Origin of the sequence: Sphaerochaeta sp. UBA5849 (genome assembly GCA_002432715.1) — a bacterium.
In the GTDB taxonomy this organism is placed as follows: Bacteria; Spirochaetota; Spirochaetia; order Sphaerochaetales; family Sphaerochaetaceae; genus Sphaerochaeta.
This window is the reverse complement of record DJGJ01000014.1, coordinates 13,954-16,460: the sequence shown is the minus strand read 5'-3', so window position 1 is coordinate 16,460 and position 2,507 is coordinate 13,954. Positions and strand designations below refer to the sequence as shown.

The following is a 2,507-nucleotide window of genomic DNA, read 5'->3' as shown; positions in this document are numbered from 1 at the left end:
ACTACCTGTTTCCATGAGAAAAAAGGTTGTCGTTAGAATTTAGCTCAGTGAATTATAGGTAATGGACTGAGGCTTCGACCACGTTCTTGAATTTTGGCTTTCTTGGCGGTGCGGCAACCACGGTGAACCCATAATGATGCGACATATCCTCCATAAGACTGTGCAACTGCGCCACCTCGTATTTTGTGTGGAGTATTATTGCTGCCTTTGTGTTGTCGACCACCACAACAGCTGTCTGTCCACGGAAAAAATCCAGGGCATTCTTCAGCGCCAAGGCGAAACAGATCGCCCCTTGGTTGGGAATCGCCTCCACATATACGAGCTTGCTGAAGGAAAGCGTGGCGACGAAAAGGACGACCTGTATGAACTTGTTTATGCTCCTGTCAAAATAAGAAAGTACATCCCCTGCAAAATCCAGTTCCAGCTTTCTGCCAGGCTTGCTTTTGACATGGCCGGAAACCTTCTTTTCTGTTGTGAAGTCCTTGTATATCTTTGAAAACTGGCTTTTGGAATAGGCCTTTTTCTGCAAGCTCTCAGCCCGCTGCTGATACTCCTCGTAGAGTTGCTGCATGGTAACATGCGGATCGACAAGTTCCCTGTGCAGGTATTCAAGGTCGAACTCAAGGTAGTCGACATCAGTTCTTCTTGGTTTGCTGATCCGTTTCTGCAAGGTCTTGTTGTCCAGGAGTCTTGCCTGCTCATGCGTAATCTTGGCTGCCTCAGCTTTCTTGAGGATGTCGCTGACTGTCCGCCATTGATACCCAAGACACTGACAGATTTCATTTTTCGACTTCCCTTCGCTATCCAGCTGGAGAATCTTCTTGTAATCTTTCATAACCTACCTCCGTACATAATATTGGGCATACGCCCTCAATTATTGTACGGCTGCTAATCATGGACACACAGATTGATACCTATGCCCTTCTGCAGTTCTTATAGGATTCTCTTCGGTAGTTTTGATAGGATTCTGCTATGTAGTTTTAGTGTTGTAATCAATCCATTAAGGAATCGGCAAGGAACAAGGCAGGAGGAGCTGTTCTGCCTATTCGAATCAAATCCACCGTTTCTCCCACGGACTATTGATTATCTCCCAAGATATGGTACTATATGGGAGAAAAAGAACAATGGTGGGAGAAAGATGCGCGAATTTGATTATGTCCAGCTGAAAAAGAGCTCCTGGGACAGTGAGGTGCTTTCGCTCGTTGCTCAGATCCGCGAGCACAAGGGAAAACAGGAGCTGTATCTCAGGCAGAAACCGGTAGAGTTGGAACGCTTGATCGAGGTGGCGAAAATCCAGAGCACCGACAGCTCGAACAGAATCGAGGGCATCGGAACCTCGAATGCACGGATGCGGGACTTGGTCAAGGAAAATACTACACCCCGCAGTCGTGATGAGCAAGAAATTGCAGGCTATCGTGATGTCCTGAAAACGATCCACGAGAGTTACGAGCATATCCCGCTCAAGGGTGATGTAATCCTGCAATTGCACAGGGATCTATTGACATACACGGGCAAGACCTCCGGTGGTAAGTACAAGAATACACTGAACTACATCAACCAGACCCATGCCGATGGAAGTTCCTTCACCAGATTCACTCCGCTTGAGCCGCTTGAGACACCGATGGCGGTGGATGCGATCTGCGCAGGTTATCGGCAGGCACTGGATAACCAGGTAGTCGATCCGCTGATACTGATCCCGATATTCATATGCGACTTTCTGTGCATCCATCCGTTCAATGACGGCAACGGACGTATGAGCCGGCTTCTCACTATGCTGCTCTTGTACCAGAGTGGATTCATCGTCGGCAAGTATATCAGTATCGAGCAGAAGATTGAGAGGACGAAGGATACGTACTATGATGTATTGGGGAAGGTCTCCAGCGGATGGCAGGAGGGTTCGAATGACTACACATCCTTCATCAAGTACTTTCTTGGGATTGTCCTGAACTGTTATCGGGATTTTGAAAGCAGGATTGGCTCGGTCGACCGCAAGAGCAGCCCATATGAGATCGTGCGAAAAGCTGTTGAGGACACCTTGGGAGTATTCACCAAGGCCCAGATTCTCGAGCTTTGCCCCAGTATCGGCAGCTCCTCAGTGGAGGCTGCTCTCAAACGCCTCAAGGAAGAAGGCTTCATACTCAGCCAAGGCAGCGGAAGGAGCACTACGTATGTTCGGAATCCCGATAAACTGCCTATGTATACGTGAGAAAGGCCAGCCATTGCGGCGGAGGTATCATTTGATGGATGAGTTTGATAATCTGTTGGGAAAATATGTTGAGAGATTCGAAGAGAATTTCCCAATTTTCTTGGTCTTGTGGATGGGCGGTGAAGAAATATGCAAACTGCTTGAGGAGAGTCTTGAAACAGGCAAGCCTTTCAGACCAAAGGTGGATCCAGACAATATTTATTAGCGTGCAAGGGTAAATCCAGAGGAGTGTTGTTTCCAGACATTGGTTATGAAAAGTCTTCGCAGGGCACAGCATGAAAAATATAATCTCCCATAGGGA

Annotated in this window: 3 protein-coding genes; 2 read left to right on the top strand and 1 reads right to left on the bottom strand. The window is 47.7% G+C overall.

Translation table 11 applies throughout. The features are described from left to right. Positions 1 to 52: 52 nt before the first annotated feature. On the bottom strand, positions 53 to 835 hold the full coding sequence (locus B3K89_RS01680) for a hypothetical protein (protein WP_345906986.1): 783 nt from the start codon (positions 833 to 835) through the stop codon (positions 53 to 55). 303 nt (positions 836 to 1,138) lie between these two features. Between B3K89_RS01680 and B3K89_RS01675 the strand changes: the two genes are divergently transcribed. Together B3K89_RS01675 and B3K89_RS01670 are read left to right on the top strand one after the other, a co-directional pair. After that, a complete protein-coding gene (locus B3K89_RS01675) occupies positions 1,139 to 2,206 on the top strand; it encodes a Fic family protein (protein WP_345906985.1) in 1,068 nt (355 codons plus the stop codon). Between the two features lie 34 nt (positions 2,207 to 2,240). Then, complete coding sequence (locus B3K89_RS01670) at positions 2,241 to 2,411, top strand: hypothetical protein (protein WP_345906984.1); 171 nt, start codon at positions 2,241 to 2,243, stop codon at positions 2,409 to 2,411. The last annotated feature ends 96 nt before the right edge of the window (positions 2,412 to 2,507 follow it).

What these genes read in the sequence shown, in the direction of transcription:
- B3K89_RS01670 (WP_345906984.1), top strand. Translation starts at nt 2,241, where the DNA reads ATGGATGAGTTTGATAATCTGTTGGGAAAATATGTTGAGAGATTCGAA.
- B3K89_RS01680 (WP_345906986.1), bottom strand. Translation starts at nt 835, where the DNA reads ATGAAAGATTACAAGAAGATTCTCCAGCTGGATAGCGAAGGGAAGTCG.
- B3K89_RS01675 (WP_345906985.1), top strand. Translation starts at nt 1,139, where the DNA reads ATGCGCGAATTTGATTATGTCCAGCTGAAAAAGAGCTCCTGGGACAGT.